Consider the following 24,707-nt stretch of genomic DNA (forward strand, 5'->3'; position numbering starts at 1 on the left):
CGCAGGAAAAGAAGGAGGCCGCTGTGGCCGGCACCCTCAAGACCGTCACCGACGCAAGCTTCGATGACGACGTCCTCAAGAGCGACAAGCCCGTCCTGGTGGACTTCTGGGCCGCCTGGTGCGGTCCGTGCCGCCAGATCGCTCCGTCCCTCGAGGCCATCGCCGCCGAGTACGGTGACGAGATCGAGATCGTCAAGCTCAACATCGACGAGAACCCGGAGACGGCGGCCAAGTACGGCGTCATGTCCATCCCGACCCTGAACGTCTACCAGGGCGGCGAGGTCGTCAAGACCATCGTCGGCGCCAAGCCGAAGGCCGCCATCCTGCGCGACCTCGACACCTTCGTCACCATCAAGGCCTGACGCACCCGCGTCCGAGTCCGGACGCGATCGCGTGAAACGGGGCCGCCCCCTGCCAGGGGCGGCCCCGTCCGCATGTCCGGCCGCTCCGGGACCGGGGCGCTCCCGCCTCAGAGCGGACGCAGCGCCGGTTCCTTCCGGGCCGCGCCCAGCAGCCGGTCCAGGGCCAGCTCCACGTCTTCCTTCCACGACAGCGTGGACCGCAGCTCCAACCGCAGCCGGGGACGCGTCGGATGCGGGCGTACCGTCTTGAACCCCACGGCCAGCAGGTGGTCCGCAGGCAGCAGACAGGCCGGACCGTCCCACCGGGCGTCACCGAAGGCCTCGATCGCCCGGAACCCCCTGCGCAGCAGATCCTTCGCCACCGTCTGGACCATCACCCGCCCCAGCCCCTGGCCCTGATACCCCGGCATGATCCACGAGGTGATGAGCTGTACGGCGTCCGGGGACACCGGGCTGGTCGGAAACGCGGTCGCACGCGGCACGTACGCCGGCGGCGCGTACAGGACGAAGCCCACGGGAACCTCGTCCACGTAGACCACCCGGCCGCACGAACCCCACTCCAGGAGGACGGCGGAGATCCACGCCTCCTTCTCCTCGGCAGGGTTCCCCGCCTTCACGGCCGCCTCGCCGCTGACGGGGTCCAGCTCCCAGAAGACACAGGACCGGCAACGCCGGGGCAGGTCTTGAAGGTTGTCCAGCGTCAGAGGTACCAGCCGACGACCCATGACCGCATCGTATCCACAGCTCGAATCACCCGAAACCGCAACAAGGCAAAGGGGCGGGCCGCACCGGCTCACACCGGCACGACCCGCCCCCTGGCTGTGCGTTACTCCCCGGCAGCGCCCTGGTCCAGCACCCGGCCCTCGCCCGGCGCCAGGGTCCCCAGAATGCGCTCCAGGTCCTCCATCGACGCGAACTCGACGGTGATCTTGCCCTTCTTCTGGCCCAGATCCACCTTCACCCGCGTCTCGAACCGGTCCGACAGCCGCGTCGCCAGCTCATTGAGCGCGGGAGCGACCCGGGCACCCGCCCGCGGGCCCTTCGGCTTCACCGCACTCGGCGACTCCGAACCCATCAGCGCCACGATCTCCTCGACCGCACGCACCGAGAGCCCCTCGGCCACGATCCGGTGCGCCAGCCGGTCCTGCTCCTCGGAGTTGTCCACCGACAGCAGGGCCCGCGCGTGGCCCGCCGACAGCACACCCGCCGCCACCCGCCGCTGCACGGGCGGAGAGAGCTTCAGCAGACGCAGGGTGTTCGAGACCTGCGGACGGGAACGCCCGATCCGGTCCGCCAGCTGGTCGTGCGTGCAGTTGAAGTCCTGGAGCAGCTGGTCGTACGCGGCCGCCTCCTCCAAGGGGTTCAGCTGCGCCCGGTGGAGGTTCTCCAGGAGCGCGTCCAGCAGCAGCTTCTCGTCGTCCGTGGCCCGGATGATCGCCGGAATACGGTTCAGACCGGCCTCCCGGCACGCCCGCCAGCGCCGCTCGCCCATGATCAGCTCATAGCGGCCCGGGCCGGACTGGCGCACCACCACCGGCTGGAGCAGACCCACCTCCTGAATGGAGGTCACCAGCTCGGCCAGCGCGTCCTCGTCGAACACCTCGCGCGGCTGCCGCGGGTTCGGCGTGATCGAGTCCATCGGGAGCTCCGCGAACGTGGCCCCCGCCACCTCGCCGGCCTCCGGAACGGCGAGCGGCTCGGGCTCGCTCACGGATGCGGCCACCAGCGATGTTTCACGTGAAACATCGGCCTGCGCCAGCGAAGCCAGCTTCGCGGCCGCGATGCCCCGCTCCGACGGCAGCACCGGCATCGCCGACGGAGACGTCGACCCGGCACCGATCACCGGCGGCACCTTCTCCTGGGGAGCCGCGGGAATCAGCGCGCCGAGCCCCCGCCCCAGACCCCTACGTCGCTCACTCACTGGATCCCCTCCGCCATGCTCTGCGTGTTGTTCATGCCCGCACCCAGATGGGGGTGCTGGGGGTCGTACTGGAACCCGGCCCCGCGCAGCGCGATCTCCCGCGCAGCCTCCAGATAGGAGAGGGAACCGCTGGAACCCGGGTCGTAGGTCAGCACCGTCTGCCCGTAGCTCGGAGCCTCGGAGATGCGGACCGACCGCGGGATGCTCGTGCGCAGCACCTCCTTGCCGAAGTGCGTGCGCACCTCCTCCGCCACCTGCGAGGCCAGCCGGGTCCTGCCGTCGTACATCGTCAGCAGGATCGTGGACACGTGCAGGGTCGGGTTCAGGTGGGCCCGCACCAGGTCCACATTGCGCAGCAGCTGACCCAGACCCTCCAGCGCGTAGTACTCGCACTGGATCGGGATCAGCACCTCCGCGCCCGCGACCAGGGCGTTCACCGTCAGCAGGCCCAGCGAGGGCGGGCAGTCGATCAGGATGTAGTCGAGCGGCTGCTCGTACGCCTGGATGGCCCTCTGGAGACGGCTCTCCCGTGCCACGAGGGACACCAGCTCAATCTCCGCACCCGCGAGATCGATCGTGGCCGGCGCGCAGAAGAGGCCCTCCACGTCGGCCACCGGCTGGACGACCTCCATCAGCGGGCGGCTGTCCACGAGCACGTCGTAGATGGACGGCACGTCCGCGTGGTGGTCGATGCCCAGCGCCGTCGAGGCGTTGCCCTGCGGGTCGAGGTCGACCACGAGGACCCGCGCGCCGTGCAGGGCCAGGGATGCGGCCAGGTTCACGGTCGACGTGGTCTTGCCCACGCCGCCCTTCTGGTTGGCCACCACCATGATCCGGGTCTTCGGGGGCCTGGGCAGGCCCTCACCCGCACGTCCCAGGGCCTCGACCGCGATCTGGGCGGCTCGGCCGATGGGCGTGTCTTCGTTGTCCACTAGGGGCGGGGCCGATGTTTCACGTGAAACATCGTCGCCCGGGGATTCAGAGCGGGGACCGGGGACCGGATCGGCCATCGGCCCCGCAAGGTTGGCGTCTGACCGCACGGTGTCACTCTCCTCGGCATCTGGCTCGCGATGAACAGAGCCTGCCATGTCACCGGGGTCGCGAACCAGCGGGGCCCGTACTCCTGTGGATGAATCCACCGATGTGGACAACTCCGTCCCCCCTTCGCCCTTGCGGAGACGGGGGGACGTAGCCGCACGACCGCGGCTGATGATTCCGTGCAGCAGAGAGCGACGTTTCACGTGAAACACGATGCCCGGACGGAGTCATCCGGCCGCTACGACACTCCGAAATCCATACCTATAGGGCGCAACACGCCCCAGAACACGGCTCAGCGCCGCCGCCGCGTCCGGCTGGTCCGGGCGGCCTTGGCCCGCTTCGCCGCGAACCGCACCCCGCCGGGGCTTTCCCCGACCTCGACCCGCACCACGGTGGAGAGCGGGTCCACGATCCCCTCGCCCACATGCAGCACCGAGGTCTTCACCACACCGAGCTTGGTCAGCGCGGCCTTCGCCGACACCAGCTCCTCATCGGCGGTGTCGCCCTTCAGCGCCAGCATCTCGCCGTACGGGCGCAGCAGGGGTACGCCCCATCCGGCGAGCCGGTCCAGCGGAGCCACCGCGCGCGCCGTCACCACGTGCACCGGCTGGAGCTTGCCGAGAACTTCCTCGGCCCGCCCGCGCACCACCGTCACATGGTCGAGCCCCAGCAGCTCCACGACCTCCTGGAGGAAGTTCGTGCGGCGCAGCAGCGGCTCCAGCAGCGTGATCTTCAGGTCCCTGCGGACCAGGGCCAGCGGAATGCCGGGGAGGCCGGCGCCCGAACCCACGTCGCACACGGTGACGCCTTCGGGCACCACTTCCGAGAGCACGGCGCAGTTCAGCAGGTGCCTCTCCCAGAGCCGCGGCACCTCGCGCGGCCCGATCAGGCCCCGCTTGACACCCGCGTCCGCCAGCAGCTCCGCGTACCGCACAGCTTCCGGGAAATGCTCGCCGAACACCGCACGCGCCTCTTCAGGTGCCGGGGGCGCTTCTTCGGGCATCGGGGGAAGCTCAGCTGCCTCCGTCACGGGGACCGTCCTTCCGTACCGCATGGTTGTGAACCCACGGCATCACTGCCGTCACTGCCAGGCTGACAAAGATCGGCCCCGCCTGCGAGACAGACGGGGCCGGACACTCAAGCTTCCGGTCAGGCCGGAAGTACGACGACGAAGCGCTGCGGCTCCTCGCCCTCGGACTCGCTCCGCAGACCGGCGGCCGCCACGGCGTCGTGGACGACCTTCCGCTCGAAGGGGGTCATCGGGTCCAGCTTCAGGGGCTCACCGGACGTCTTCACGTCCTCCGCGGCCTTGGCGCCGAGGGCCGTCAGCTCCTCGCGCTTCTTCGCCCGGAAGCCGCCGATGTCCAGCATCAGCCGGCTGCGGTCCCCGGTCTCGCGGTGGACGGCCAGGCGGGTCAGCTCCTGCAGAGCCTCCAGCACCTCGCCGTCGCGGCCCACGAGCTTCTGCAGGTCGCGCGCGGAGTCGCTGACGATGGAGACAGAGGCGCGGTCCGCCTCGACGTCCATGTCGATGTCGCCGTCCAGGTCGGCGATGTCCAGCAGACCCTCAAGGTAGTCGGCCGCGATCTCACCCTCCTGCTCGAGGCGGGTCAGGGTGTCGCCACTCTCAGCGGCGGCGGTGGTGGTGCCTTCCGTCACGGGAGGGACTCCTTCTTACTTCTTGGGAGAGGGCTTGCTGGGGGGCGTCTGACGCTGCGACTTCGACTGCCGCTTCGGCTGCTGCCGCTTCTGGACACCGCCGCCGGACGCATCGGAGTCGACCGTCGCCTCGACGCTCTTCGCCACGGAGCCGTCCGCCTGCGCGGCCAGGCCCTGCTTGGTCAGACCGGTGATGAACTTGCGCTCGTTGTCGTTGCGGTCCGGGCCCTTGGCCACGATCGCCGCGACGATCTTCTTCTTGCCCCGGCTCTTGAGCTCGCCGTGCGAGGTGATCTGCTTCAGCAGGCGCGTCAGGTACTGGTCCTGGGCCAGGCTGCCCGGGGTGGGGTTCCGGTTGATCACGAACATCTGCTGGCCCATGGTCCACAGGTTCGTGGTCAGCCAGTAGACGAGGACACCGACGGGGAAGTTGATGCCCATGACCGCGAAGATCAGCGGGAAGACGTACATCAGCATCTTCTGCTGCTGCATGAACGGCGTCTTGACCGAGAGGTCGACGTTCTTCTGCATCAGCTGGCGCTGCGTGTAGAACTGCGACAGCGACATCATCACGATCATGACCGCGGTGACGATGCGCACGTCGGTGATCGAGGCGCCCAGAGCGGCGACCTTGTCCGCGCTGTCCGTGAACTTGGACGCCAGCGGGGCACCGAAGATGTGCGCGTTACGCGCGCTCTCCAGCAGCGGGCCGTCGATCTGGCCGATCGGAGTGCCGTTGGCGATGCCGGCGAGCACGTGGTAGAGCGCAAAGAAGAACGGGGACTGCGCCAGGATGGGAAGGCACGAGGAGAGCGGGTTGGTACCCGTCTCCTTGTACAGCTTCATCATCTCTTCGGACTGGCGCTGCTTGTCGTTCTTGTAGCGCTCCTGGATCGCCTTCATCTTCGGCTGGATCGCCTGCATGCCGCGCGTCGCCTTGATCTGCTTCACGAAGAGCGGGATCAGGCAGATGCGGATCAAGATCACCAGGGAGACGATGGACAGGCCCCAGGCCCAGCCACTGTCCGCGCCGAACATGGCGCCGTACACCTTGTGGAACTGGACGATGATCCACGAGACAGGCGTGGTAATAAAGCTGAACAGACTGGCAATCGTGTCCACTAATCAGGCTCCTTGAGCATTGCGAGATCTACGCAACGCACTGCGCAGCTGCTCGTGCCAACGCGGGCGTTTCCGGGGTGGGACGTGGTCCACGCCACCCGGGGACCACGGATTGCACCGCAGGATCCGCCAGGCGGTCAGAGCCGTCCCCTTCACCGCACCATGCCGGTCGATGGCCGTGTACCCGTAGTGCGAACACGAGGGGTAGTAGCGGCACACCGGCCCGAGCAGCGGACTGATCGTCCACTGGTACAGCTTGATCAATGCGAGCAGCGGGTACTTCATCGAGCCACGCCTCCCAAGAGCCGCAGCAGTGCGGCATCGAGGTCCCGGGCCAGCTCGTCGAGACCGGCATCACCCGCTCCGGGCAGAGCCCGTACCACCATCAGGCTACCTTCGGGCAGCTGGGACAGCCGCTCGCGGACGAGATGGCGCAAACGGCGCTTGACCCGGTTGCGTACGACGGCGATGCCGACAGCCTTGCTGACGACGAAACCCGCACGCGTCGAGGGATCGATCTCCCCCGGCTCGTGCGGGTCCGTTGCACCGCTTGTACGTAGGTGGACGACGAGGAGCGGGCGACCGGCCCGGCGACCTCGACGTACCGCGCTCGCGAAGTCCTCGCGCCGCCTCAGCCGATTGTCGGGAGACAGCACGACGTCACGATCCGCCCGTCAGTTACGCGGAGAGTTCGGCGCGGCCCTTGCCACGACGGTTCGCGAGGATGGCGCGGCCGGCACGGGTACGCATCCGGAGACGGAAGCCGTGGGTCTTGGCACGACGGCGGTTGTTCGGCTGGAAGGTGCGCTTGCTCACTCGGGGGCTCCAGAGAATAAATCGTTTAGGCGGGACATCGCCTGGCTGTCACCGTGCGCCCACGAGGAGAAAACTCGCGTGTTCGCCCGAGTGGCACCGCAAAACGATCACAACCAGTGATCTTCGCCCATCGGTAGGCAGGCGGCAGCAGCCATCGACAACTCGACCTCGTTACGGTACGCGCGGCTACGCCATCCGGTCAAACCGAGCCGGCGGTGCCCCACACTGTGCACAGGCTGTGGACAACGACTTGAACCGTACCCGCTGGCCTGACTACCGTTGCCTGACCCCGGATTTTTTGTCCCGACCGTCCCAAAGAACCACACATTCGTGGGACCCCCTCTGAGAGAGCGTGCTCTGTGGCTGACGTACCTGCCGATCTTGCCGCAGTGTGGCCAAGGGTGCTCGAAGGGCTCCTCGGGGAGGGACAGAACAGCATCGAGCCCAAGGACAAGCAGTGGGTCGAGCGCTGTCAGCCCCTGGCCCTGGTGGCGGACACCGCGCTGCTCGCCGTCCCCAATGAATACGGCAAGCGGATCCTCGAGGGCCGGCTCGCTCCGCTCATCAGCGACGCCCTCAGCCGTGAGTGCGGCCGCCCCATCCGGATCGCCATCACGGTCGACGACTCCGCCGGCGAACCCTCGCCCCCGGCTCCGTCCGCTTCTTCCTCCCGCGAGGACTACGAGCCGTACGGCGGCCAGCGCCCCGGCGGGCACACCGGTCCCATGGGTCACACGGGCCCCGGCGGCCACACCGGCCCCGCCGACGACCAGCTCCCCAACGCCCGGCCCGCCTACCCGGACTACCAGCAGCAGCGCTCCGAGCCCGGCGCCTGGCCCCGCGGCGGCCAGCAGGACGACTACGGCTGGCAGCAGCCCCGCCTCGGCGGTTTCCCCGAGCGCGACCCGTACGCCTCCCCGCAGCCGGGCTACATGCAGCAGTCCGAGCCCTCCTCCTACGACCAGGGCTCCTACGAACAGCAGAAGTACGAGCAGCAGGGTTACGAGGGTCAGCAGCAGCAGCGCGGCTCCCGCCAGTACGAGCAGCAGCAGTACGACCAGCCGCCCGCGCGGCAGGCGCCCAGCCGGCCCGCGCCCTCGGCTCCGTCCGGCGGTTCCACCTCGGGACCGCTGGAGCCGACCGCCCGGCTGAACCCCAAGTACCTCTTCGACACCTTCGTCATCGGCGCCTCCAACCGCTTCGCGCACGCCGCCGCGGTGGCCGTCGCCGAGGCGCCGGCGAAGGCGTACAACCCCCTCTTCATCTATGGAGAGTCGGGGCTCGGCAAGACGCACCTGCTGCACGCCATCGGGCACTACGCGCGGAGCCTCTACCCCGGCACCCGGGTGCGGTACGTGAGCTCCGAGGAGTTCACCAACGAGTTCATCAACTCGATCCGCGACGGCAAGGGCGACGCGTTCCGCAAGCGCTACCGCGAGATGGACATCCTGCTCGTCGACGACATCCAGTTCCTCGCGAGCAAGGAGTCGACGCAGGAGGAGTTCTTCCACACCTTCAACACGCTCCACAACGCCAACAAGCAGATCGTGCTCTCCTCCGACCGGCCGCCCAAGCAGCTCGCCACCCTGGAGGACCGGCTCCGCAACCGCTTCGAGTGGGGCCTGATCACCGACGTCCAGCCGCCCGAGCTGGAGACCCGCATCGCGATCCTGCGCAAGAAGGCCGTACAGGAGCAGCTCAACGCCCCGCCGGAGGTACTGGAGTTCATCGCCTCCCGCATCTCGCGCAACATCCGCGAGCTGGAGGGGGCGCTGATCCGGGTCACGGCCTTCGCGAGCCTGAACCGGCAGCCGGTCGACCTGGGCCTGACCGAGGACGTCCTCAAGAACCTGATCCCCGGCGGCGAGGACAGCTCGCCCGAGATCACCGCCACCGACATCATGGCGGCCACCGCCGACTACTTCGGGCTGACCGTGGACGACCTGTGCGGCTCCTCGCGCAGCCGCGTGCTGGTCACCGCCCGGCAGATCTCCATGTACCTGTGCCGGGAGCTCACGGACCTCTCGCTGCCCAAGATCGGGGCGCAGTTCGGCGGCCGCGACCACACCACCGTCATGCACGCGGACCGCAAGATCCGCGCTCTGATGGCGGAACGCCGCTCCATCTACAACCAGGTCACCGAGCTCACCAACCGCATCAAGAACGGCTGACGCCGGCTCTGTGGACGTGCCGTACGGGCGCCGCCGAGCCCTTCCAAACGCTTCTAGAGGGCGCTCCCGGGTCATTTCGGGGGCGCCCTTCTTCGTGCGTGCGCCCCCAGCCTGTTCGAATACGCCCCCTTGGAGGCAACTCATCCACAGATTGGGCGACTTTCTTCCGTCCACAGCCTGGGGACGGGGTTCATCGCCCACAAGACTGTCCACAGGGCCCGGGCGTGAGCCACCATCAGGGCTGGTCAGGCGCCTGTGGAATTGTGCGCAACGACTGTCCACAGGTTGTGGACGAAATATTCGTCCACAGGTCTGTCCACCGCGTTGTCCACCGGTGGTCCACAGCTTCACGGGTCCTGTGCACAGGATCAGACGACTTCCCCACACCGTTGTCCACTGTTCGGCAACCGGGAACCCTCCATCACCGCCCCGAGTGAAAGCGGTCACACCGAAGTCGACGTTTGGGTTGTGGAGTACTCGGGAAAACCTGGGGACACACCTGTGGAGTAGTCGGGGTCATCTGGGGATGGCCTGTGCAGAAGTTTTCGTTCTCCACAGAGACACCTGGTTGTCCACCGGTGTCGTGCACAGGGTGTGTGCATAAAAAACGCGGGCTGAGCTGCAGAAACACTGTTATCCACCGTTTCCACAGGCCCTACTACTACCCCCATAGAGAGTTAGCCCGGTTTCGGTTTTCAAGCGGGTCCTGTGCACAACTCGGTGGATCGCCCTCCCCGACACCTCGCTCCCGACTTGACCGCCAGCAGCGACGACTGTCGGCGCCGTACGTCAGACTGGTCCCCGGCATCGGTCGAGGCATCGACGAGCCGACGACGAAGGCCGGCAGGACGAGCGAGCAACAGCAGGAGGCGGTTTCCGGTGAAGATCCGGGTGGAGCGCGACGTACTCGCGGAGGCGGTGGCCTGGGCTGCCCGTAGCCTCCCGGCCCGGCCGCCGGTGCCCGTTCTCGCGGGCCTGCTGCTGAAGGCCGAGGAGGGCAAGCTGTCCCTCTCCGGCTTCGACTACGAGGTCTCGGCCCGCGTCTCCGTCGAGGCGGACGTCGAGGAGGACGGCACCGTCCTGGTCTCCGGCCGGCTGCTCGCCGACATCTGCCGCGCCCTCCCCAACCGCCCGGTGGAGATTTCCACAGACGGTGTACGGGCGACCGTGGTCTGCGGCTCCTCGCGATTCACACTCCACACCCTGCCTGTGGAGGAATACCCGGCGCTGCCGACGATGCCCACCGCGACCGGCACCGTGCCCGGCGAGGTCTTCGCCTCCGCCGCGGCCCAGGTGGCCATCGCCGCCGGTCGGGACGACACGCTGCCCGTGCTGACCGGTGTCCGCATCGAGATCGAGGGCGACAAGGTCACCCTCGCCTCCACCGACCGCTACCGCTTCGCGGTCCGCGAGTTCCTGTGGAAGCCCGAGGACCCCGAGGCCTCGGCCGTGGCCCTGGTGCCCGCCAAGACCCTCCTGGACACCGCCAAGTCGCTCACCAGCGGCGACACGGTCACCATCGCGCTGTCGGGCTCCGGCCAGGGCGAGGGCCTCATCGGCTTCGAGGGCGCCGGCCGCCGCACCACCACGCGCCTCCTCGAGGGCGACCTGCCGAAGTACCGCACGCTGTTCCCGACGGAGTTCAACTCGGTCGCCGTGATCGAGACCGCCCCGTTCGTCGAGGCCGTCAAGCGCGTGGCCCTCGTCGCCGAGCGCAACACCCCGGTCCGCCTCAGCTTCGAGCAGGGCGTGCTGATCCTGGAGGCCGGCTCCTCCGACGATGCACAGGCTGTGGAGCGCGTCGACGCGAAGCTGGAGGGCGACGACATCTCGATCGCCTTCAACCCGACCTTCCTGCTGGACGGCCTGAGCGCGATCGACTCGCCGGCCGCGCAGCTGAGCTTCACCACGTCCACCAAGCCGGCGCTGCTCAGCGGCCGCCCGGCGGTCGACGCCGAGGCCGACGAGGCGTACAAGTACCTGATCATGCCGGTCCGCCTCTCCGGCTGAGACCGGGAAACGACGCGGCAAGCCCCTCGGGCCCGGCCCCGCTTCCCGCGGGACCGGGCCCGAGGGCGTTCCGCCCCCCGCCGGCCGAAGCCCCGTGGAAGCCCCACAGGGGCCCCTGCCGGTCCGCAGGAGCCCGTACGGAGCCTCGTGCGCGGCCCGTCCGGTGCCTCGGCGCCGACACCCGGAGTGCCCGTGGCGCCGGGCGCCGCGGCCCGGCGTAGGCTCGGCACGGGGGGATGTCCCCGGGCAGGGGAGCACCCCGGCACAGACGGCCACAACGCTTAAGGAACCACCTGATGGAGCTTGGTCTCGTCGGTCTCGGCAAGATGGGCGGCAACATGCGCGAGCGCATCCGCCGCGCCGGCCACACCGTCATCGGATACGACCGCAACCCGGACCTCGCCGATGTCCACAGCCTGTCGGAACTTGTGGACAGCCTGCAGGCCCCCCGCGTGGTGTGGGTGATGGTCCCGGCCGGCGCGGCGACCCAGTCCACCGTCGACGAGCTCGCCGGCCTGCTCTCGCCCGGCGACATCGTCGTCGACGGCGGCAACTCCCGCTGGACCGACGACGAGAAGCACGGCGCCGAACTGGCCGCCAAGGGCATCGGCTTCGTCGACTGCGGAGTCTCGGGCGGCGTCTGGGGCCTGGAGAACGGCTACGCGCTGATGTACGGCGGCGACAAGGAGCACGTCGCGGCCGTCCAGCCGATCTTCGACGCACTCAAGCCCGAGGGCGAGTTCGGCGCCGTGCACGCGGGCAAGATCGGTGCCGGCCACTTCGCGAAGATGGTCCACAACGGCATCGAGTACGCCATGATGCAGGCCTACGCCGAGGGCTGGGAGCTCCTGGAGAAGGTCGACTCGGTCACCGACGTCCGCGAGGTGTTCCGGTCCTGGCAGGAGGGCACGGTCATCCGTTCCTGGCTGCTGGACCTGGCCGTGAACGCGCTGGACGAGGACGAGCACCTGCAGGAGCTGCGCGGCTTCGCGCAGGACTCCGGCGAGGGCCGCTGGACGGTCGAGGCCGCCATCGACAACGCCGTGCCGCTGCCCGCGATCACGGCCTCGCTCTTCGCGCGCTTCGCGTCCCGCCAGGACGACTCCCCGCAGATGAAGATGATCGCCGCGCTGCGCAACCAGTTCGGCGGCCACGCGGTCGAGAAGAAGTAATCCACAACCGCTCCACAGGTCCACAGCTCGCCAGTCCAGATGTGCACAGCCGGATGTGCACAGCCTGTGGAGCGGAGAACAGCAGAGCAGCAGGAAGCCGGGGGAGGTCGGCGCCACATGCACGTTTCGCATCTCTCGTTGGCCGACTTCCGCTCGTACGCCCGGGCCGAGGTTCCCCTCGACCCGGGCGTCACCGCTTTCGTCGGCCCCAACGGGCAGGGCAAGACCAATCTCGTCGAGGCGATCGGCTACCTCGCGACCCTCGGCAGCCACCGCGTCTCCGCGGACGCCCCGCTCGTACGGATGGGCGCCGAGCGCGCCGTCATCCGGGCCGCGGTCACCCAGGGCGAGCGGCAGCAGCTCGTGGAGCTGGAGCTGAACCCGGGCCGCGCCAACCGGGCCCGGATCAACAGGTCCTCGCAGGTCAGGCCGCGGGACGTGCTGGGCATCGTGCGCACGGTGCTGTTCGCCCCCGAGGACCTGGCGCTGGTCAAGGGCGATCCCGGGGAGCGGCGCCGGTTCCTCGACGAGCTCGTCACGGCCCGCTCGCCGCGGATGGCGGCCGTCCGCTCGGACTACGAGCGGGTGCTCAAGCAGCGCAACACCCTGCTGAAGTCGGCGGCGATGGCCCGCCGGCACGGCGGCCGCTCCATGGACCTGTCCACGCTCGACGTGTGGGACCAGCACCTGGCGCGCACGGGCGCGGAACTGCTGGCCCACCGGCTCGACCTGATCGCGACCCTGCTGCCGCTGGCGGACAAGGCGTACGAGCAGCTCGCGCCCGGCGGCGGCCCGCTCGGGGTGGCCTACAAGTCCTCCGCGGGCGAGCAGGTGGACAGCGGCGAGGCGCGCACCCGCGAGGCCCTGTACGAGGTCCTCCTCGGCTCGCTGTCCGAGGTACGCAAGCAGGAGATCGAGCGCGGGGTGACCCTGGTCGGCCCGCACCGCGACGACGTGGTGCTGCGCCTCGGCGAGCTGCCGGCCAAGGGGTACGCGAGCCACGGCGAGTCCTGGTCCTACGCGCTGGCCCTGCGGCTGGCCTCCTACGAGCTGCTGCGCTCGGAGGGCAGCGAGCCGGTGCTGATCCTCGACGACGTGTTCGCGGAGCTGGACGCACGGCGCCGGGAGCGGCTGGCGGAGCTGGTGGCGCCGGGCGAGCAGGTGCTGGTGACGGCGGCGGTGGACGACGACGTGCCCGGGGTGCTGGTCGGGACCCGGTTCGCGGTGTCCGGCGGGGAGGTGACCCGGCTGTGAGCGGCAAGCAGCAGGAGCCCCCGCAGACCCCCCAGCCGCAGGACCTGCCGCGCAAGGCGGCCGAACCCTCCGGCGTGGACCTGGCGCGCCAGGCGCTGGCGGCCGCGCGCGAGCAGGCGCGGGCCCGCGGCAACGCGGCGCAGAACAAGAAGGGCCGCCACCAGCCGGGCCTGCGCTCGGGCGCCCGGGCGGACGGCCGGGACCCGATGCCGCTGATGGCGGCGCTGGACCGGCTGCGCACGGAGCGCGGCTGGGAGATGCCGATGGCGGTGGCGGGCGTGATGGAGCGCTGGCCGGAGATCGTCGGGCAGGACATCGCCACGCACTGCGTGCCGGACCGGTACGAGGACCGCGAGCTGGTGGTGCGCTGCGATTCCTCGGCGTGGGCGGCGCAGCTGAAGCTGCTGGCCCCGCAGCTGGTGGCGCGGCTCAACGCGGACCTGGGGCAGGGCACCGTCCGGCTGATCAAGGTCCACGGACCGGGCGGCGGGCCGAAGCGGTACGGGCCCTGGCGGGCGCCGGGGAGCACCGGCCCGGGGGACACCTACGGGTGAGTACGGGAGCCGGCCCGGCGCGGTCCGACCGCGTGCGGGCGGCTTCGCATGCCCGCCGGCGCGGGCACCCGTACGGGTGAGTAGGGATCGGGCGGCCACCCGTGCGGACGGCTGCGCGGGTGGTGTCCCTCACGGTAGCCGGAGGTTGACAGCCCGAAGCGCTCAATGCCCGTGTGAGCCTCTTTGAGCCCCTCCCCGGATATGGGGAGTCGGAGAGAGGAGTTTCCGGGCGGCACATGCGGACTCAGGTACCGGCAAACGCCCATTCATGGGGGTGATACCGGTAGACTGAACGAGAATCCCGCGTACGCGCGGGATCCAGTCGAGTAAAGCTGACCACCGCTGACAACGCAGATCGACGCAGCCGCTCCCGCTTGCATGCATGCCGGCCCGGAGTACGGCCTGTGCTGTGCCAGAAAGGGCGCTTCGTGGCCGATTCCGGCAACCCCAACGACAACCAGTCCACAGTCGGCCAGAACGGCGAGGTCACTTCCTCGTACGACGCCAGTGCCATCCAGGTCCTCGAGGGCCTGGACGCGGTCCGCAAGCGGCCCGGCATGTACATCGGCTCGACCGGTGAGCGCGGGCTCCACCACCTCGTCTACGAGGTCGTCGACAACTCGGTCGACGAGGCCCTGGCCGGGCACGCGGACACCATCGACGTGACGATCCTCGCCGACGGCGGCGTGCGCGTGGTCGACAACGGCCGCGGTATCCCGGTCGGCATCGTGCCGTCCGAGGGGAAGCCGGCCGTCGAGGTCGTGCTGACGGTCCTGCACGCGGGCGGCAAGTTCGGCGGTGGCGGCTACGCCGTCTCCGGCGGTCTGCACGGCGTCGGCGTCTCCGTCGTGAACGCCCTGTCGACCAAGGTCGCGGTCGAGGTCAAGACCGACGGCCACCGCTGGACCCAGGACTACAAGCTGGGTGTCCCGACGGCGGCCCTGCTGAAGAACGAGGAGACGTCCGAGACGGGCACCTCGGTCACCTTCTGGGCCGACGGCGACATCTTCGAGACCACCGAGTACTCCTTCGAGACGCTCTCGCGCCGCTTCCAGGAGATGGCCTTCCTCAACAAGGGCCTGACCCTCTCGCTGACGGACGAGCGCGAGTCGGCGAAGGCGACGATGGGCGCGGACACCGCCGAGGAGACCGACGACCAGCAGGCGCGCACGGTCAAGTACCACTACGAGGGCGGCATCGTCGACTTCGTGAAGTACCTGAACGCGCGCAAGGGCGAGCTGATCCACCCGACCGTCATCGACGTCGAGGCCGAGGACAAGGAGCGCATGCTCTCGGTCGAGATCGCGATGCAGTGGAACTCGCAGTACACCGAGGGCGTCTACTCCTTCGCGAACACGATCCACACGCACGAGGGCGGAACCCACGAAGAGGGCTTCCGCGCGGCGATGACCGGCCTGGTCAACCGCTACGCGCGCGAGAAGAAGTTCCTCCGCGAGAAGGACGACAACCTCGCCGGCGAGGACATCCGCGAGGGTCTGACGGCGATCATCTCGGTGAAGCTGGGCGAGCCGCAGTTCGAGGGCCAGACGAAGACCAAGCTGGGCAACACGGAGGCCAAGACCTTCGTACAGAAGGTCGTGCACGAGCACCTCAACGACTGGTTCGACCGGAACCCGAACGAGGCCGCGGACATCATCCGCAAGTCGATCCAGGCGGCCACGGCGCGCGTCGCGGCCCGCAAGGCCCGTGACCTCACCCGTCGCAAGGGTCTGCTGGAGAGCGCCTCGCTGCCGGGCAAGCTGTCGGACTGCCAGTCCAACGACCCGACCAAGTGCGAGATCTTCATCGTCGAGGGCGACTCGGCCGGCGGCTCCGCCAAGTCCGGCCGCAACCCGATGTACCAGGCCATCCTGCCGATCCGCGGCAAGATCCTGAACGTCGAGAAGGCCCGCATCGACAAGATCCTCCAGAACACCGAGGTCCAGGCGCTGATCAGCGCCTTCGGCACGGGTGTGCACGAGGACTTCGACATCGAGAAGCTCCGCTATCACAAGATCATCCTGATGGCGGACGCCGACGTCGACGGCCAGCACATCAACACCCTGCTGCTGACCTTCCTGTTCCGCTTCATGCGGCCGCTGGTCGAGGCCGGGCACGTGTACCTGTCGCGTCCGCCGCTGTACAAGATCAAGTGGGGCCGCGACGACTTCGAGTACGCGTACTCGGACCGTGAGCGCGACGCCCTGGTCGAGCTCGGCAAGCAGAACGGCAAGCGGATCAAGGAAGACTCGATCCAGCGCTTCAAGGGTCTGGGCGAGATGAACGCCGAGGAACTGCGCATCACCACGATGGACGTGGACCACCGCGTGCTCGGCCAGGTCACCCTGGACGACGCCGCGCAGGCCGACGACCTGTTCTCGGTGCTGATGGGTGAGGACGTCGAAGCCCGGCGCTCCTTCATCCAGCGCAACGCCAAGGACGTTCGCTTCCTCGACATCTGAGTCGGCTCAGCTGACCGCTCGAAAGGACTTCTGACCAGCAATGGCCGACGAAACCACCCCCACCGCCGCGGAATCCGCGGAGGAGCAGCCCGTCGTACGCATCGAGCCCGTCGGGCTCGAGACGGAGATGCAGCGCTCCTACCTCGACTACGCGATGTCCGTCATCGTCTCCCGCGCGCTGCCCGACGTACGGGACGGCCTCAAGCCGGTCCACCGGCGCGTGCTGTACGCGATGTACGACGGCGGCTACCGGCCCGAGAAGGGCTTCTACAAGTGCGCCCGCGTCGTCGGCGACGTCATGGGTACGTACCACCCGCACGGTGACTCCTCGATCTACGACGCCCTGGTCCGCCTGGCCCAGCCGTGGTCGCTGCGCATGCCGCTCGTGGACTCCAACGGCAACTTCGGCTCCCCGGGCAACGACCCGGCGGCCGCCATGCGGTACACCGAGTGCAAGCTCATGCCGCTGGCCATGGAGATGCTCCGGGACATCGACGAGGAGACCGTCGACTTCACGGACAACTACGACGGCCGCAACCAGGAGCCGACGGTCCTGCCGGCGCGGTTCCCGAACCTGCTGATCAACGGCTCCGCCGGTATCGCGGTCGGCATGGCCACCAACATCCCGCCGCACAACCTGCGCGAGGTCGCGGCCGGCGCCCAGTGGGCGCTGGAGCACCCGGAGGCCTCGCACGAGGAGCTCCAGGACGCGCTCATCGAGCGGATCAAGGGCCCGGACTTCCCGTCGGGCGCCCTGGTCGTGGGCCGCAAGGGCATCGAGGAGGCGTACCGGACCGGTCGCGGCTCCATCACGATGCGCGCGGTGGTCGAGGTCGAGGAGATCCAGAACCGCCAGTGCCTGGTGGTCACGGAGCTTCCGTACCAGACCAACCCCGACAACCTGGCGCAGAAGATCGCCGACCTGGTGAAGGACGGAAAGGTCGGCGGCATCGCCGACGTCCGCGACGAGACCTCGTCCCGGACCGGCCAGCGCCTGGTGATCGTCCTCAAGCGCGACGCCGTCGCCAAGGTCGTGCTGAACAACCTCTACAAGCACACCGACCTGCAGACGAACTTCGGCGCGAACATGCTCGCGCTGGTGGACGGCGTGCCGCGCACGCTGTCGATCGACGCGTTCATCCGCCACTGGGTGACGCACCAGATCGAGGTCATCGTCCGGCGCACGCGCTTCCGCCTGCGCAAGGCGGAGGAGCGCGCCCACATCCTGCGCGGTCTGCTCAAGGCGCTGGACGCGATCGACGAGGTCATCGCGCTGATCCGGCGCAGCAACACGGTCGAGATCGCCCGCGAGGGCCTGATGGGCCTGCTGTCGATCGACGAGATCCAGGCGAACGCGATCCTCGAGATGCAGCTCCGCCGCCTCGCGGCCCTGGAGCGGCAGAAGATCGTCGCCGAGCACGACGAGCTCCAGGCCAAGATCAACGAGTACAACGCGATCCTGGCCTCCGAGGAGCGCCAGCGTCAGATCGTCAGCGAGGAACTGGCCGCCATCGTCGAGAAGTTCGGCGACGACCGGCGTTCCAAGCTGGTGCCCTTCGACGGCGACATGTCCATGGAGGACCTGATCGCCGAAGAGGACATCGTCGTCACGATCACCCACGGCGGGTACGTCAAGCGCACCAAGACCGAGGACTACCGCTCGCAGAAGCGCGGCGGCAAGGGCGTGCGCGGCACGAAGCTGAAGCAGGACGACCTCGTCGACCACTTCTTCGTGTCCACCACGCACCACTGGCTGCTGTTCTTCACGAACAAGGGCCGGGTCTACCGCTCCAAGGCGTACGAGCTGCCGGACGCCGGCCGCGACGCCCGCGGGCAGCACGTGGCGAACCTGCTGGCCTTCCAGCCGGACGAGAAGATCGCCCAGATCCTCGCGATCCGCGACTACGAGGCCGCCCCGTACCTGATCCTGGCCACCAAGGGCGGCCTGGTGAAGAAGACGGCGCTCAAGGACTACGACTCGCCCCGTTCGGGTGGCGTCATCGCCATCAACCTCCGGGAGACCGAGGACGGCAGCGACGACGAGCTGATCGGCGCCGAGCTGGTGTCCGCCGACGACGACCTGCTGCTGATCAGCAAGAAGGCGCAGTCGATCCGCTTCACGGCGACCGACGACTCGCTGCGCCCGATGGGCCGCGCCACCTCGGGCGTGAAGGGCATGAGTTTCCGTGGAGGGGACGAACTGCTCTCCATGAGCGTGGTCCGGCCCGGTACGTTCGTCTTCACCGCGACCGACGGCGGCTACGCCAAGCGGACGCCGGTGGACGAGTACCGCGTCCAGGGCCGTGGCGGCCTGGGCATCAAGGCGGCGAAGATCGTGGAGGACCGCGGGTCGCTCGTCGGGGCGCTCGTGGTCGACGAAACGGACGAAATCCTCGCCATCACGCTCAGCGGTGGTGTGATTCGTACGCGCGTCAACGAAGTACGGGAGACCGGCCGTGACACCATGGGCGTCCAGCTGATCAACCTGGGCAAGCGGGATGCCGTCGTCGGCATCGCCCGCAACGCGGAGGCCGGTCAGGAAACTGACGAGGCCGACGACAGCGAGAACGAGATCGGGACCGAGGCGGCCGTCGAAGGACAGGCTGCCGAGGCTGCCGGGGGCACGGAGCCCTCGGCTGGGGAGCACGAGGAGTAAGCGTGAGCGGAGCCACGGGCGCCGGACCGGCCCACACTGGAGCGAACGGTGCCCGTGGCCCCGCCGCGGACTCGCAGGGGGGAACCGTGACGGACACCCGAGGACCGCAGCCGCCTCAGTCACCTCAGACGCAGGCCGGCCCTCAGCAGCCCTACCACCCGCCGCAGGCGTACCCGGTGCCCCAGGGCCCCGCGGCGCCGCGGGGGGCGGGCGACCCCGGTGCGCAGCGCAAGCCGCGCACGGGGGCCCGTATGGCACCCAGGACGCGCAAGGCGCGGCTCCGGGTGGCCAAGGCCGACCCGTGGTCGGTGATGAAGGTCAGCTTCCTGCTGTCGATCGCGCTGGGCGTGTGCACGATCGTCGCCGCGGTGGTGCTGTGGATGGTCATGGACGCCATGGGCATCTTCTCCAGCGTCGGCGGCACGATCAGTGAGGCGACCGGCTCGAACGAGAGCAACGGCTTCGACCTCCAGACCTTCCTGTCGCTGCCGCGCGTTCTGATCTTCACGACGGTGATCTCGGTCATCGACGTGGTGCTCATGACGGCGCTGGCGACCCTGGGCGCGTTCATCTACAACCTGTCGGCGGGTTTCGTCGGCGGTGTGGAGCTGACGCTCGCCGAGGACGAGTAGAGCTTCCGAAGACGGGGCTGGTGACCTGCGCAGACGGGTCACGGGAACCGATTTTGGAGTCACCGGGTCTGTGCGCTAACCTTCAGAAGTCAGCGCGCAGCGCGGATGGGGCTATAGCTCAGTTGGTTAGAGCGCATCCCTGATAAGGATGAGGCCACAGGTTCAAATCCTGTTAGCCCCACAGTGTCGAAGACCCCCAGGCCCATGGCCTGGGGGTCTTTGTCGTTGGGCCAGTTGGTGGGGCGGTAGGTCACCGATCGGTATCGGTCGGTGTGTATTGTTGGGCGCCAGAAGTCCCCTACGTCAACGAAAGACGAGGTCGCGCGGTGAAGAAGCTGCTCCTGGTCGCACTGGCCGCCATCGGCGGGCTCCTCGTGTACCGCCAGATCCAGGCGGACCGCGCAGAGCAGGACCTGTGGACGGAGGCAACCGACTCCGTGCCTTCTGGTTCCGGTGTGTGAGACCCGAGGTTGATCCCAGAGCCCCGACTGCCGCTGCGGTCGGGGCTTTGTGCTGCTCTGTGACGAATTGTTGCGGTATGCAAAGAAGTTGCTTGCGTTGGCAAACTCGGGGTGGGTGCGCGTGATGGGTGGGGTACGTCGGGTACGGACGGCCGCGGTGGCGACGCTGGCCGCCCTCGGGCTGGTCGCGGCCCTGCCGGGGGCCGCGGGCGCGGCGGGGACCGCGCAGCCGGTGCCGCCCTACCGGGGCGCGGACGGCGCGGAGGCGGTGGTGGGCAAGCCCTCCACGGCCGGCGCCCCGCAGCTGAAGGCGGGGTCGGTCTACAAGGACTCGATCGCGCCGGGGGAGCGCTACTACCGGATCAGCCTCGACGACAGTTCGAGCGTGTACGTCTCCGCCGTGCTCCAGCCTCCGGGCAGCGCCAAGGTGAGCTACAGCGACGGCCTCGAGGTGGAGGTCCTGAACGCCGAGAACCGCTCCTGCCCGGGCAGCCCGGGGCGGGCGGCCTTCGGCTACGACCCCGTGCCCCTCAGCGCCGTGGGAGCCCGGGTGCGGCAGGAGGACGCCGACTGCCAGGGGGCCGCCACCTACTACGTCAAGGTCACGCGCGAGGCGGGCAAGGACGGGGAGCAGGCGGAGTGGCCCCTGGAGCTGAGGGTCCAGCGCGAGCCGGAGCTCGGCGGCGGGAACGCGCCCACCGCGGCCCCCAGCGTCTGGCCCTCGGCCTCCCCGACCCTGCCGGGCAGCGATCCTGCGCAGCGCACCGGCGGGACCGGCTTCAACGACGCGCGGGCGCTCGACACCGGGGTCTGGAGCGACGAGCTGCGGCCCGGCCAGACCCGCTTCTACCGGGTGCCGCTCGACTGGGGGCAGCAGCTCGGGCTCGCGGCCGAGCTCTCCGCCGCCAAGCTGACGAAGGACTCCGGGTACGCCCCGTCGGGGCTCACCGTCTCGCTGTACAGCCCGTACCGGTCCCTGGTCGACGACAAGGACGCCACCTACGACGGGAAGCAGGCGGGGCTCACCCTGCCGCGGACACCGCCGGTGGCGTACGAGAACCGCTTCTCCTCCGACCGGAAGCTCGGGGCGGTCCGGGTGGCCGGCTGGTACTACATCGCGGTCACCATGGCCGGGAAGGTCGCGGAGTTCACCCAGGACGCGGTGCCCGTCCCCCTGACCCTGCGCCTGGAGGTCATCGGTACGCCGGGCAAGGCCCCGGCCTACGCGGAGGACCTCGCGGGCGCCGGGTTCGGGGTGGCGGCCCAGGACCGTACGGCGGCCAAGGAGGGCAGCACGGCCGTGGAGGCCGACGCCGCCGCCGCGAACCGGTCGGTGATGCGGGTGGTCGCGGGCGCCGGCTTCGGTACGGGGACCCTGCTGCTGCTCGTGCTGGGCGGCTGGATCCTGCTGGCCCGGCGGCGCACCGCGTAGGGGGCCCGCGCTCCCTACATCCGGGTCAGGGCCCAGATCCCGACGGCGAAGCACAGCACCGCGGCGAGCAGGATCCCGGCGGTGACCTTCGCGGGCGGGGGCGCGAGCGCGGTCGTACGGGGCGCGGCGGGCACCGTGGCGGGCTCGGGCTGCTGGTACGGGTGCGGGTACGGGGCCGTCGGCAGCGTCCGGGCCGTCTGCGGTGCGGGGGAGGGCGGCGGGAGGTGGAAGCTGCCCGTCTCCGAGGGGCCGAAGACCCCGAGGGGAGCGGTGGCGGGCGTGGGGACGCCGGAGGGCTGCGCGGGTACGGAGGGCGCGGAGGGCGGTGCCGTCGGGGGAGTCTCGTACGCGGCTTCGTGGAGGGACCGGGGCGTGAAATCGGACGGCACCGGGCCCAGTTGGTCGAACACCTCGACCGGATCCCCGTCCGGGCCGGGCGGCGGCAGCAGCTCCACGGCCTCGGCGAGGGCCCTGCGCGCCCCGGTGGCCGTCTGGAACCTGCTCCGGGGGTCCGGCTGGAGCAGCGCGGCCAGGACGTCCCACAGCGGCGCGGGAACGCCCTCCGGGGCATCGGGGGTGCCGTGGGTGAAGAACTGCTCCACGAGGGCCTGGGAGTCGGGCTTGGCGCCCTGGAGCAGGTAGAGGCCGACCAGTCCGACGGCGAACAGGTCGGCGGTGAAGTCGGGTTCGGAGCCGAGGAGTTGCTCGGGGGCGAGATAACCCGGCGTGCCGACCACGTAGGCGGTCTCGGTCAACCGGGGCTCGCCCTTGCGCATGGCGATGCCGAAGTCGGACAGCCGCAGGTGCGGCCGCCCGGTTCCAGTGGCCTCCATCAGGATGTTGGCCGGTTTGATGTCACGGTGCACGACACCCTCCGCATGCACCGCCGCCAGCCCCGACAGGAGCTGGTCGAGCAGCGTGCACACGAACCGGGGCGGCAGGGCCCCGTAGTCCCCGATCACATGGGCGAGGGAACCGCCGGCGACGAGGTCCATGGTGAAGAGGACCTTGTCGTCGTCCGCCGCCCAGCTGGCCGGGGCCAGTACGTGCGGGTGATCGATCCGCAGCGCCTGCTCGCGGACGAACCGCAGCAGGGTGTGGGCATCGCTCTGCAGGAGGACCTTCGCTGCGACGTACCGGCGGCGCCGGTGGTCCCAGGCACGCCATACGGCGCCGGCGCCGCCACGTCCGATCGGGTCGATCAGTTCGTACCGGCCGGCGAAGATCTCACCCATTGCTGCGCCCGTCCCCCGTCGTCAGCTGTGTCCGTTGCCTGCGTGGCGTGTCAGTTCTGGTGCGCCTCGTAGTGCGCGACGGCGTCGGACGTGCGGCCCGCTCCGTACACCCGGAGAAACTCTGCCAGTTCCGGGTGGGTCGGGGCGAGGGTGTCCGCCGCGTCGATGATGTCGCCCGCCGCGGAGACCGAGCGCAGCAGCGACTGGATCTCGCGCACGACGCGCTTGACGGTGGGTGCGCCGGAACCGGTGGCGGCCTGGCTGGTGCTGTTGCTGAGGACGGAACCTCCCTGGGTCTTCTTGATCTCGTCCATGCGGTCGGTCGCCTCTCCTGCGCTGACGCTCCCGTCGGCCACCTGGCCGGCGAGATCCTGGAGAGCCTGAACCCGCTGGACCACGGCGGGGTTTCCGATCTTTGCCCGCTGACCGCTCATCAGCTGGGACAGCATCGGAGCCGACAGCCCGAGGACGGCAGCGAGGCGGGCCTGGTTCAAACCGAGGTCATCTATGAGCCGGCGGAAGAGCGCGCCGAGCGGCTCCCCGTACCAACTCCGCTGGAGTTCCCTGGCTCTGGCGGTCGCCTCTTGCTGTACTGCGTCCACTCTTACTACTCCCCTTCGCTGGTGCGAACCTCGCGAGCATCTTACGGAGAGTGGTCGCGGGGCGGGAGTCCCTATCATTTTGCGGGATGAGGGGGTACACCCGGTACTCTGTCCTACGGAACGGTCACTCCTTCCCGGAGGACGGCCGTGCCCGCGTACGGGGCCTTAGCTCAGTTGGTAGAGCGCTGCCTTTGCAAGGCAGATGTCAGGAGTTCGAATCTCCTAGGCTCCACAACAAGAAAACCCTGCCTGACCAGCGGAAACGCCGGTCAGGCAGGGTTTTTTCGTACCCGGCTCCGCGGGGTCAGCGAGGGCCGGGGCGGCGGCACAGTTCGTCGAGCCGGGAGATGCGCCAGCCTTCGCCCAGGGGTGCGCCCCGGGGAGTCAGCAGGACGCCCGAGTTCGCCCGTACCGCTTCGGTCAGTGCCGGGCCGCGCAGGTCCGGGGAGGCGGTGAGGGTCCGGGCGAGGGCCGTGACCGCGCTGTCGGCCCGGCGCACCGCGCAGGAGTGCGCGTGGACGGCCCAGACTTCGAGGCCCGCCGCGTACGCGTCGAGGGAGCCGAAGGTGCCGAGCCCGCAGTCGGCCGGGATCAGCACCGGCCCCTTGGGCGCCACCGCGCGGGCGAGGCGCAGGCAGAGTTCCTGGGGGGCCAGTACCGCCAGGACGTCCTTCGCGGCGGCGGCCGCGGACGGGGCCGTGGCCAGTCCGGCCACGGCGGCCTCCTCGCCGACCCGGCGGGCCAGTTCCGTCCACTGGGCACTGCCGTCGTGCAGCGTCGAGAGGGAGACCGCCCCCAGTGCGGCCGCCCCCTCGACGATCAGGCGCGGCAGGGAGTCCTCGTCGGGGGCCCAACTGAGCGCGGTGGCCCCGGGCTGCAGGAAGGGCAGCAGGCAGGTCAGCCCCGCCGCCCCGTAGGCCGCCGCCACGGCCTTGCCGCGGGCCGGGTCGCTGTGCCCGACCACCGCCGCGTAGTCCCCGGCCACGACGTCGTCCTCGACCCCCGCGGTCTCGTCGTGCACGCGCCAGTCGGCCGCCGCGGGGTGTTCGGTCTTCGCCCGCTCGATCCCTCCGAGGAGCGCCGCCCCCCAGGCGGCCCGGGGGCCGGTCAGTGGGGCGACGACCGCTACTTCCGGTCGCCTCGTCATG

At 69.6% G+C, this 24,707-nt stretch carries 23 protein-coding genes, 2 tRNA genes and 1 pseudogene; 14 read left to right on the forward strand and 12 right to left on the reverse strand.

Annotation, left to right across the window (positions count from 1 at the left end):
* Positions 1-23: 23 nt before the first annotated feature.
* Entirely contained in the window at positions 24-362 is a 339-nt protein-coding gene (gene trxA, locus ACFRU2_RS29650; protein WP_382977688.1) for a thioredoxin, read from the forward strand.
* A gap of 107 nt (positions 363-469) precedes the next feature.
* Here the strand turns inward: trxA and ACFRU2_RS29655 are convergent, their stop codons facing one another.
* The 9 genes from ACFRU2_RS29655 to rpmH all read right to left on the reverse strand — a co-directional run bounded on the left by ACFRU2_RS29655 (position 470) and on the right by rpmH (position 6,918).
* Positions 470-1,087: a GNAT family N-acetyltransferase gene (locus ACFRU2_RS29655; protein WP_250738631.1), complete on the reverse strand. Its 618-nt coding sequence runs from the start codon at positions 1,085-1,087 to the stop codon at positions 470-472.
* 101 nt (positions 1,088-1,188) lie between these two features.
* The gene (locus ACFRU2_RS29660; RefSeq protein ID WP_382977691.1) at positions 1,189-2,283 is read right to left on the reverse strand and encodes a ParB/RepB/Spo0J family partition protein; all 1,095 of its coding nucleotides are present in this window, start codon (positions 2,281-2,283) and stop codon (positions 1,189-1,191) included.
* Positions 2,280-3,371: a ParA family protein gene (locus ACFRU2_RS29665; protein ID WP_375953568.1), complete on the reverse strand. Its 1,092-nt coding sequence runs from the start codon at positions 3,369-3,371 to the stop codon at positions 2,280-2,282. Before ACFRU2_RS29665 ends, ACFRU2_RS29660 begins: the two co-directional genes overlap by 4 nt.
* A gap of 242 nt (positions 3,372-3,613) precedes the next feature.
* On the reverse strand, positions 3,614-4,324 hold the full coding sequence (rsmG, locus tag ACFRU2_RS29670; RefSeq protein WP_382977856.1) for a 16S rRNA (guanine(527)-N(7))-methyltransferase RsmG: 711 nt from the start codon (positions 4,322-4,324) through the stop codon (positions 3,614-3,616).
* A gap of 146 nt (positions 4,325-4,470) precedes the next feature.
* Positions 4,471-4,980: a R3H domain-containing nucleic acid-binding protein gene (locus ACFRU2_RS29675; protein WP_250738640.1), complete on the reverse strand. Its 510-nt coding sequence runs from the start codon at positions 4,978-4,980 to the stop codon at positions 4,471-4,473.
* 15 nt (positions 4,981-4,995) lie between these two features.
* Positions 4,996-6,102, reverse strand: a complete 1,107-nt coding sequence (gene yidC, locus ACFRU2_RS29680; protein WP_382977694.1) for a membrane protein insertase YidC — start codon at positions 6,100-6,102, stop codon at positions 4,996-4,998.
* A 3-nt stretch (positions 6,103-6,105) separates the two neighbouring features.
* Positions 6,106-6,387, reverse strand: a complete 282-nt coding sequence (gene yidD / locus ACFRU2_RS29685) for a membrane protein insertion efficiency factor YidD (RefSeq protein WP_076043740.1) — start codon at positions 6,385-6,387, stop codon at positions 6,106-6,108.
* Positions 6,384-6,758 (reverse strand): ribonuclease P protein component, encoded by a 375-nt coding sequence (rnpA, locus tag ACFRU2_RS29690; RefSeq protein ID WP_243331112.1) that lies wholly within the window; start codon positions 6,756-6,758, stop codon positions 6,384-6,386. Before rnpA ends, yidD begins: the two co-directional genes overlap by 4 nt.
* Before the next feature lie 22 nt (positions 6,759-6,780).
* On the reverse strand, positions 6,781-6,918 hold the full coding sequence (gene rpmH, locus ACFRU2_RS29695; protein ID WP_100597229.1) for a 50S ribosomal protein L34: 138 nt from the start codon (positions 6,916-6,918) through the stop codon (positions 6,781-6,783).
* Positions 6,919-7,277: 359 nt separating this feature from the next.
* Between rpmH and dnaA (ACFRU2_RS29700) the strand changes: the two are divergent.
* The 12 genes and pseudogenes from dnaA (ACFRU2_RS29700) to ACFRU2_RS29755 form a co-directional block, all read left to right on the forward strand.
* A pseudogene (dnaA, locus tag ACFRU2_RS29700) lies at positions 7,278-7,839 on the forward strand (chromosomal replication initiator protein DnaA); the annotation flags it as partial.
* An 11-nt stretch (positions 7,840-7,850) separates the two neighbouring features.
* Complete coding sequence (gene dnaA, locus ACFRU2_RS29705) at positions 7,851-9,089, forward strand: chromosomal replication initiator protein DnaA (RefSeq protein ID WP_382977858.1); 1,239 nt, start codon at positions 7,851-7,853, stop codon at positions 9,087-9,089.
* An 879-nt stretch (positions 9,090-9,968) separates the two neighbouring features.
* Complete coding sequence (gene dnaN / locus ACFRU2_RS29710; RefSeq protein WP_243331110.1) at positions 9,969-11,099, forward strand: DNA polymerase III subunit beta; 1,131 nt, start codon at positions 9,969-9,971, stop codon at positions 11,097-11,099.
* A 296-nt stretch (positions 11,100-11,395) separates the two neighbouring features.
* Positions 11,396-12,271 carry a phosphogluconate dehydrogenase (NAD(+)-dependent, decarboxylating) gene (gene gnd, locus ACFRU2_RS29715; protein ID WP_250738644.1) on the forward strand — a complete coding sequence of 292 codons (876 nt, stop codon included), beginning with the start codon at positions 11,396-11,398 and terminating at the stop codon, positions 12,269-12,271.
* A gap of 117 nt (positions 12,272-12,388) precedes the next feature.
* Positions 12,389-13,525, forward strand: a complete 1,137-nt coding sequence (gene recF / locus ACFRU2_RS29720; protein ID WP_382977700.1) for a DNA replication/repair protein RecF — start codon at positions 12,389-12,391, stop codon at positions 13,523-13,525.
* The gene (locus ACFRU2_RS29725) at positions 13,522-14,079 is read left to right on the forward strand and encodes a DUF721 domain-containing protein (protein WP_382977703.1); all 558 of its coding nucleotides are present in this window, start codon (positions 13,522-13,524) and stop codon (positions 14,077-14,079) included. Before recF ends, ACFRU2_RS29725 begins: the two co-directional genes overlap by 4 nt.
* A gap of 404 nt (positions 14,080-14,483) precedes the next feature.
* Positions 14,484-16,541: a DNA topoisomerase (ATP-hydrolyzing) subunit B gene (gene gyrB / locus ACFRU2_RS29730; protein ID WP_382977705.1), complete on the forward strand. Its 2,058-nt coding sequence runs from the start codon at positions 14,484-14,486 to the stop codon at positions 16,539-16,541.
* A gap of 40 nt (positions 16,542-16,581) precedes the next feature.
* Positions 16,582-19,197, forward strand: coding sequence for a DNA gyrase subunit A (gene gyrA, locus ACFRU2_RS29735; protein WP_382977707.1), 2,616 nt, complete (start codon positions 16,582-16,584; stop codon positions 19,195-19,197).
* A 2-nt stretch (positions 19,198-19,199) separates the two neighbouring features.
* Positions 19,200-19,829 (forward strand): DUF3566 domain-containing protein, encoded by a 630-nt coding sequence (locus tag ACFRU2_RS29740; RefSeq protein WP_382977710.1) that lies wholly within the window; start codon positions 19,200-19,202, stop codon positions 19,827-19,829.
* A gap of 107 nt (positions 19,830-19,936) precedes the next feature.
* Positions 19,937-20,010 (forward strand) — tRNA-Ile (locus ACFRU2_RS29745).
* A gap of 145 nt (positions 20,011-20,155) precedes the next feature.
* Positions 20,156-20,290, forward strand: a complete 135-nt coding sequence (locus ACFRU2_RS29750) for a DLW-39 family protein (protein ID WP_208809277.1) — start codon at positions 20,156-20,158, stop codon at positions 20,288-20,290.
* A gap of 124 nt (positions 20,291-20,414) precedes the next feature.
* Positions 20,415-21,722 (forward strand): hypothetical protein, encoded by a 1,308-nt coding sequence (locus tag ACFRU2_RS29755; protein WP_382977713.1) that lies wholly within the window; start codon positions 20,415-20,417, stop codon positions 21,720-21,722.
* A 14-nt stretch (positions 21,723-21,736) separates the two neighbouring features.
* On the opposite strand, the gene ACFRU2_RS29760 is transcribed toward ACFRU2_RS29755, so the two are convergent.
* Together ACFRU2_RS29760 and ACFRU2_RS29765 are read right to left on the reverse strand one after the other, a co-directional pair.
* Positions 21,737-22,957, reverse strand: coding sequence for a protein kinase (locus ACFRU2_RS29760; RefSeq protein WP_382977716.1), 1,221 nt, complete (start codon positions 22,955-22,957; stop codon positions 21,737-21,739).
* Positions 22,958-23,007: 50 nt separating this feature from the next.
* Positions 23,008-23,559, reverse strand: a complete 552-nt coding sequence (locus tag ACFRU2_RS29765; protein ID WP_243331094.1) for a DNA-binding protein — start codon at positions 23,557-23,559, stop codon at positions 23,008-23,010.
* 159 nt (positions 23,560-23,718) lie between these two features.
* Between ACFRU2_RS29765 and ACFRU2_RS29770 the strand changes: the two genes are divergently transcribed.
* A tRNA-Ala gene (locus tag ACFRU2_RS29770) sits at positions 23,719-23,791 on the forward strand.
* Between the two features lie 72 nt (positions 23,792-23,863).
* Here the strand turns inward: ACFRU2_RS29770 and ACFRU2_RS29775 are convergent.
* The gene (locus ACFRU2_RS29775) at positions 23,864-24,706 is read right to left on the reverse strand and encodes a hypothetical protein (protein ID WP_382977719.1); all 843 of its coding nucleotides are present in this window, start codon (positions 24,704-24,706) and stop codon (positions 23,864-23,866) included.
* Position 24,707: the final 1 nt, after the last annotated feature.

The sequence above is a fragment of the Streptomyces sp. NPDC056883 genome, from assembly GCF_042788835.1.
GTDB classification, from domain to species: Bacteria; Actinomycetota; Actinomycetes; order Streptomycetales; family Streptomycetaceae; genus Streptomyces; species Streptomyces stoeckheimensis.

Excerpts from the sequence above, each read along its gene's own strand:
- ACFRU2_RS29755 (WP_382977713.1), top strand. The coding sequence starts at position 20,415 with ATGGGTGGGGTACGTCGGGTACGGACGGCCGCGGTGGCGACGCTGGCC.
- yidD (WP_076043740.1), bottom strand. The coding sequence starts at position 6,387 with ATGAAGTACCCGCTGCTCGCATTGATCAAGCTGTACCAGTGGACGATC.
- dnaA (WP_382977858.1), top strand. The coding sequence starts at position 7,851 with ATGCAGCAGTCCGAGCCCTCCTCCTACGACCAGGGCTCCTACGAACAG.
- ACFRU2_RS29665 (WP_375953568.1), bottom strand. The coding sequence starts at position 3,371 with ATGGCAGGCTCTGTTCATCGCGAGCCAGATGCCGAGGAGAGTGACACC.
- rsmG (WP_382977856.1), bottom strand. The coding sequence starts at position 4,324 with ATGCCCGAAGAAGCGCCCCCGGCACCTGAAGAGGCGCGTGCGGTGTTC.
- ACFRU2_RS29775 (WP_382977719.1), bottom strand. The coding sequence starts at position 24,706 with ATGACGAGGCGACCGGAAGTAGCGGTCGTCGCCCCACTGACCGGCCCC.
- ACFRU2_RS29760 (WP_382977716.1), bottom strand. The coding sequence starts at position 22,957 with ATGGGTGAGATCTTCGCCGGCCGGTACGAACTGATCGACCCGATCGGA.
- ACFRU2_RS29655 (WP_250738631.1), bottom strand. The coding sequence starts at position 1,087 with ATGGGTCGTCGGCTGGTACCTCTGACGCTGGACAACCTTCAAGACCTG.
- gyrA (WP_382977707.1), top strand. The coding sequence starts at position 16,582 with ATGGCCGACGAAACCACCCCCACCGCCGCGGAATCCGCGGAGGAGCAG.
- recF (WP_382977700.1), top strand. The coding sequence starts at position 12,389 with ATGCACGTTTCGCATCTCTCGTTGGCCGACTTCCGCTCGTACGCCCGG.
- gnd (WP_250738644.1), top strand. The coding sequence starts at position 11,396 with ATGGAGCTTGGTCTCGTCGGTCTCGGCAAGATGGGCGGCAACATGCGC.